This is a genomic window from Maritimibacter sp. 55A14, assembly GCF_003122205.1.
Classification (GTDB): Bacteria; Pseudomonadota; Alphaproteobacteria; order Rhodobacterales; family Rhodobacteraceae; genus QEYE01.
Window position 1 is genome coordinate 1 of record NZ_QEYE01000046.1, and the last position, 5833, is coordinate 5833.

Genomic DNA, 5833 nt, shown 5'->3' on the forward strand with positions numbered 1-5833 from the left:
TTTGCGAATTCTTCCGCGGCCGCAGTCGAAACTCCGCTTGCTCCATGCTCTTTGATGATGCGACGCAGGCGCAGCGCTTCTTGTAGGGCCTCGGTCCGCCCGTGTTGGGCAAGCAAGTAAAACGGGTTTGGCTCGATCAGGACGAGGCGGTGAATACGGTCCTTGAAAAGCGCCGCAGCCTTCATTGCAACGCTTCCGCCGAAAGAATGTCCGACTATCGAGACTTTGCCACCATCCGCAGGAAGGAAAGGAGAGATCAATCGCGCCTGATCCTCAAGCGTCTGCGCTCGCTCGCCGTGCCAGGCCGCAGTCCCGCCATAACCGATGAGGTTGACGGCGATCAGGTGGAAGCGATTTGAGAGCAAATCCATCAAGCTACGCCACTGGCGGGCACCGGCCACGCTCGAATGAATAAGGATCACAGGTTCTCCCGATCCGGCTTCCAGGAAATCTGCTTCTGCTGGTTGTTTCACCGCAGTGACTCCAAGAATAGCGGCATGTGAACTTGAGGGACGAGGAGGGCGGTGTCAAGTTGAGGTGCTTAAACGGGGCAGGGTGGCAGCGTAGCTTTCGACGATGACCAAATCTAACCTTTTCCGGGGCTTCCGTGACCTGCTCCCCGTGGAGTCCGCGTTTATAAGTTAGCTCTATTCAGGTTTTGGTCCTCTTCTGACCGTTGGTGATACTCCCGCGGAGTTTGCCCGTCGAGGCTCGAATGCGGGCGGTGCTGGTTGTAGTCGTCGCGCCATGCCGCAATCATGCGGCAGGCATGTCGCAGAGACGGGAACAGGTGCTCATCGAGGCACTCCTCGCCACAGGCTCTGTGAGAGTCACTGGCTGGCTTTAGCGGATTTCATGGGGGAGACGACGGCCAGGATCAAGCGCCAGTGTACGGGCGCCTCAGAGAACCCCCTCTTCCAAGTGCCGCGACTCGGCAACGCGTGGTACGATGATCCGGTTGGGTCGGTATGCTTGCCTATTTCACATCTGGCCGGCCCGGTTTTCGGGAGAGACGATCATGAAGCCTGGCATTGTCTGCTTGTGCGCATTCGTTGCGTGCCTTCTTTCAGTTTCACCGCTTGTTGCCGACGATTACGATCTTGAAGAACTCCGCGCCATTTCCGAGAAGTATCGCGACCTGAACGTGGCGCTTGCCGATGGTTACATCCGTGACCCTGCCAATCATTGCGTCACGGCGGCCTCCGAGGGCTATCCCGCGGAACTCGGCGCGATGGGCGTCCATTATCTTCATCCCGCGCTGCTTCAGATCACCGGCGACACGCCGCGTGTGGACGGTGCCGGAACGCACACGGATTTCATGCACCCGGCCATCCTGATCTATGAGCCTCAGGCCGACGGCTCACATGTTCTCGTGGCCATCGAGAACCTTGTCTTTGAAAAAGCCTGGCGTGCCGCGGACCATGCCGAAGCGCCGATGATGAACGGCCGTCACTGGGATCACATGATCGACCGCGAGGACACATCCGCTGACGAGGCGCACGGGTTCATGCCGCATTTCGATCAGCATGTCTGGCTGCATCGCGACAACCCTGCGGGCAGTTTGGAGCCGTTCAATGTCAATGTGACCTGTGAACACCACCAGAGGCTTGATTAGCGGCACCGGCACGCCCGCCGCCCGAACAAGCGCCTCGTCCGGGGCACGAGAAGAAAGCGCGCGACATCGCGGAAAGACGGGATGCGCACGCCGCAAGGTTCGGTGAAGCTCGTGCAGCATTTGAGCGCCGCGGAGCGAGAGGCGGGTGTGGGCGTCCCTGAGCGGGTCAAACATTATGGCCGCGTTAAACGTGAAACCAGAAAGCTCCAGATACTCGGATGATCAAGCATGAAATACGGATTATTTAGCATTAATGCGACAGGTGATTTGGGGTTCCCTGGCGCTGCGCCGACGCAGATGGGGAAGGAGCTCTTCTGCCTCGGGCCGCGGCGCCCCCACTCCTTGCGGATCGGGGGCGCTCCCATCAATCAAACAAGGAAATCCGATGTCTCGCAAGCTCACCTTCGCCGCCGTCGCGCTGACCGCGCTCTGCGTCCTCAGCCCCGCGATGGCCGCCGATGAGGCCAACGTCGCTCCGGGCCTGACCTATAGCGGAGCACCACTCGGCCTGCATGGCGCTGATCCGGTCGCGCTACTCGATCAGGGTAAGAACGTGGAGGGCGACGCCTCCTATGCCGCCGCTCACGACGGGGTCGCCTACTACTTCGCCTCGGAAGAGCACCTCGAAGCGTTCGAGGCGAATCCGGCCCGTTACGCACCGCAGTACGGCGGCTTCTGCGCCTTCGGCGTCTCGGTCGGCAAGAAGTTCGACGGCGACCCGGGCTTCGCCGCGGTGATGGACGACAAGCTCTATGTCTTCCTCAACGAGGATGTCTACAAGGCCTACCTCAAGGATCGGGCCGGCACCATCACCAAGGCCGAAGGAAACTGGAGCGCGATCGAACACACCGCTGCGACGGATCTCTGATCCCAGGCACCGGACCCGGGCCGGCCCCTCGCATGCCGGCCCGGACCTATAACGGAGAGAGACATGCCCACTCCCTTCACGCTCGTGATCCGCGCGATCTGCCCCTATGTCTAACCCATCGCCATCTCCGGCAACGAGAGGGGCGTGGCGTTTGACCGCATGACCGCTGATCTGGCGAACAAGTCCGACTGGTTCCCGGGAGAACTCGCCAGTGGGCTGGGCGCCGGTGGTGACGGCAACCTGCCCGGCGGACCGCAGCCGGTTGCCGGCGACTATGACGACCGCCTGGCCGAGTTCCGCCGCCGCGGAGGCGCGCTGGCGCGTCGGATAGAGCATAACTCTGTTCGGGAAAGGCGGTCTGATTGCGCCGGAGAGACCGTTCCATGTGCTGCTATGTCGAAACCCTTTGCGAGAAGACGACCATCATGACACGGGCAGGATCGCCCCGGATCACATTGGCGCGTTTGCCCGACATTCCGCTTCAGGTCCTTGTCGAGCATATGTCAGACCCGCGCGTGGCCGAGCACATGCCGCTTCTGAAGGACGCATGGAATCGCGACATTGCCGCAGACTTCGTCGCGGCCAAGGAAGCGTGCTGGCACCGTGACGGCCTGGGGCACTGGGCAATTCTTGCAGACAACCGTTATTTAGGCTGGGGCGGCTTCCAGATGGAGGGCGGCGAATGGGATTTCGCGCTTGTGCTGAAGCCCGACGCCTTCGGACTGGGCGCGCGCATCGCCCGCAAGGCCCTTGCCTTCGCCCGCGCCGACGCACGCATATCCGTCGTCACCTTCCTTTTGGCGCCTTCGCGCCGGAATCTCCGCGCGCTCGAGCGGTTGGGAGCAACGTTCGTTGCCGAGGTCGAATATGCAGGCGCGCCATTCCTCAAATACCGGATGGAGATGAAATGACATCCTGTAGATGCCATCCACCTCGTACAAACCCCGCGCTTGCTTCACCGCAATGCCACCGCATAATCAGACCATCCAGATGAGCCGGACCCTGTCTTAGATCAGGCCACCAATTGACCGAAAATCTCTGACGACGGACACAGCCGTCCTTCGAGGTTCCGGGTGTCTTGTTCATCTTTACTCCTTAATGGCTTCGATGAACCGGAAATCCTCCATTGCTCAAACCCCTAAATCTGTCCGGTCGGAGCTAACGTTAGACATAAGGCCAGTGCCCTCTCACCGTAGCCATGCTATGGCTTGCATATGCTGAAAAAGAGAAAGTTTCCCATCGCTGAAATCTATGTGCCCGCAAAGCGTAAAAAGACGCTGGACCCAGCAAAGGTGGAAGAGATTGCAGAGAGCATTATCGAACTCGGCCAGACGACACCGATACGGCTCAGGGCAGGCAAGGGCAGGTTTGTCTTGCTCGAAGGGTTGCATCGGCTAGAAGCGCTTAGAGCCCTCGGCGAGGATAGTGTCGAGGGATATCTCGTCCAGGCGCGCATGCATTAAGGTCCAGACCTCGGTAACGGGGCCGCGTCAGTCAACAGCAAAAAGACGCAGAAGGTGTTCGATCCTCTGGAATATGGTGGGTTATCGTGCATTCGGGCTGTGCGCCGTGCCATTGAGGCGCGGCCATTTGAGATTGATCAGCCCCACCTGAGTGGTCAAAATACGGGACAGATGCCTGTTTTCGTCTGGAAAGGATGAATATCCAGAACCTTCTCGTCAATGACGTCGATCTCGAGCAATGGGTGTAAGCTGTACTTGTCGATGCTATTGGGCCGAAGCGAAGGGTAAAGGAGAGCAGCCTTTCAGGTTGAGATCGGAAGATAAGGCAAGTGCTTGGGCTGCCGACCTTTCGGTCCGGCCCTGTTCGCACAGTAGAGATGAATGCCCCCCCACCCGCCGATCTCCTCATCAGTAAATGACAGACCGTGGGAGGCAAGCAGCGCGTCCATGTCGCGAATGACGTCGCCGCCGCGTTGCCAGAGGCGTACCATCCGGGTACCAGGCCAGTTGCCATCGGAGGGATAGTTCACGTCGATCAGAACGAGCCTGCCACCTGGCGCTAGAACGCGAAGCATCTCAGAAAGCGCCGCATGCGCGTCGGGATATCCTGAAAAGGCCATCTCCGGATCGGCGTTCATTCCCCTGCGAGCATAGACGCGCTCGCCTCCAAGACGAGGGTGGAATGGCGGAAGGTCGGGGAGCCTTCATTCGCGGCACCAGACTTGCTCCGGTAGCGTCACGGATCCCGATTTTCCGCGGTCGCCACTCCGGCGGTCATTGTACGAAGTGACGGGCGGGACCGCCAATCCGAATGCCGGTGGACCGGCCGCCACTGGCCTCGCAACCAAGGATGCCCGCCGCAGGCCCGCGGCAGCGCCGACCTCGACCGCCCGCACCTATCGGTCACGGGGCGCAATCACCCAGGCGCCATCTCGCAGAGCGATATCGGGCGCCTCGCCTCAGGAACTCAGATCGGGGCATCTGGTCTCGAGGGCGTCGAATATGGCCTGGTACTTGGCTCGCCGCCGGGCCCGCTCGACCGCATCCGCGAGCAGATGGATTTTTCCGTAGTTATGCCGGCTGTCGGCATATTTGACGCGCACGGCGATCTCGTCGGCCATGAGCCGCGGCAGATAATCCGAGTGATACTCCTCGCCCGCGCGCCGCGTCATCGCGTCAACGCCATCCCGGACACGCTTCCCGAGCCGCCTCTCGATCTCCCGCAGGCTGACATCGCAATCCTCGACGACATCATGCAGGTAGCCGACAGCCTCGAACTCGGGCCCGAGCGCGGCGACGCTCTCGCCCACATGGATGATATGCGCGCCATAGGCATGGCCCAGCTTGTCGATCTGGCCCTGATGGGCCGCACAGGCAAACGACCTGGCATCGGCGGCGAGGTCGGAGATTGTGGTGGGTCCCATATGATTATGCTTTCATGTCACTTGCGCCGTTCCGCATGTCACGCGCGATGGAGATGCCGCACAGATTGCGCCAACAGGGCCGCCCGCGCAAACAGGCGAGAAACGCGCCCGCGCCCGGGAGGCGTCTTCTATCCTCAATGGCGACAGGTGCAGGTGGCGAGGCCTCCCGCCCGGTTGCCCGGAAACCTCGCATGGCGCTCCGCCCCTTCGGGGGCGTGCTACGGCCGGGAGAATATCACCGTGTCACACCTGCGCCGCCAGTTTACCACGGCCCTTGGCACTTGGCGAGACGAGAGACCCGCAAGCGCGGCGCGTTCTTCCCGGACCGACGCCGCACTGACCTGCCCCTTTTTTCAGGGCCACTCGTAAGTCGAGCTTGTTCCCCTTTTGTGTGTCATCATTCGGCGGCATGAGCAATGGGCGCAGGCGCGGAGCCATCAGGTAGCTCAAGCGGCTGCGCCCA

Annotated in this window: 8 protein-coding genes and 1 pseudogene; 4 read left to right on the plus strand and 5 right to left on the minus strand. The window is 61.0% G+C overall.

The window, feature by feature from the left end; translation table 11 throughout:
• Window positions 1-473: alpha/beta fold hydrolase (locus DDZ14_RS18960; protein ID WP_146193204.1), on the minus strand; the 473-nt coding region annotated here is incomplete at its 3' end.
• Between the two features lie 161 nt (window positions 474-634).
• Window positions 635-811 (minus strand): annotated as a pseudogene (locus DDZ14_RS18965) (integrase core domain-containing protein); the annotation flags it as partial.
• Between the two features lie 207 nt (window positions 812-1018).
• Here DDZ14_RS18965 and DDZ14_RS18970 point away from each other — a divergent pair.
• From DDZ14_RS18970 to DDZ14_RS18985, 4 genes are all read left to right on the plus strand, one after another.
• Complete coding sequence (locus tag DDZ14_RS18970) at window positions 1019-1615, plus strand: hypothetical protein (protein WP_109426541.1); 597 nt, start codon at window positions 1019-1021, stop codon at window positions 1613-1615.
• Window positions 1616-2000: 385 nt separating this feature from the next.
• Window positions 2001-2483, plus strand: a complete 483-nt coding sequence (locus DDZ14_RS18975; RefSeq protein ID WP_109426542.1) for a YHS domain-containing (seleno)protein — start codon at window positions 2001-2003, stop codon at window positions 2481-2483.
• Window positions 2484-2908: 425 nt separating this feature from the next.
• Window positions 2909-3394 carry a GNAT family N-acetyltransferase gene (locus DDZ14_RS18980; RefSeq protein ID WP_109426545.1) on the plus strand — a complete coding sequence of 162 codons (486 nt, stop codon included), beginning with the start codon at window positions 2909-2911 and terminating at the stop codon, window positions 3392-3394.
• A 303-nt stretch (window positions 3395-3697) separates the two neighbouring features.
• Window positions 3698-3946, plus strand: a complete 249-nt coding sequence (locus DDZ14_RS18985) for a ParB N-terminal domain-containing protein (RefSeq protein WP_109423718.1) — start codon at window positions 3698-3700, stop codon at window positions 3944-3946.
• A gap of 302 nt (window positions 3947-4248) precedes the next feature.
• Here DDZ14_RS18985 and DDZ14_RS18990 read toward each other — a convergent pair whose 3' ends face one another.
• The 3 genes from DDZ14_RS18990 to DDZ14_RS20065 all read right to left on the minus strand — a co-directional run.
• Entirely contained in the window at window positions 4249-4584 is a 336-nt protein-coding gene (locus DDZ14_RS18990; protein ID WP_109426543.1) for a class I SAM-dependent methyltransferase, read from the minus strand.
• 321 nt (window positions 4585-4905) lie between these two features.
• A complete protein-coding gene (locus tag DDZ14_RS18995) occupies window positions 4906-5370 on the minus strand; it encodes an HD domain-containing protein (RefSeq protein ID WP_109426544.1) in 465 nt (154 codons plus the stop codon).
• A gap of 243 nt (window positions 5371-5613) precedes the next feature.
• A partial coding sequence (locus DDZ14_RS20065) for a hypothetical protein (RefSeq protein ID WP_233252650.1) occupies window positions 5614-5833 on the minus strand: 220 nt, incomplete at its 5' end.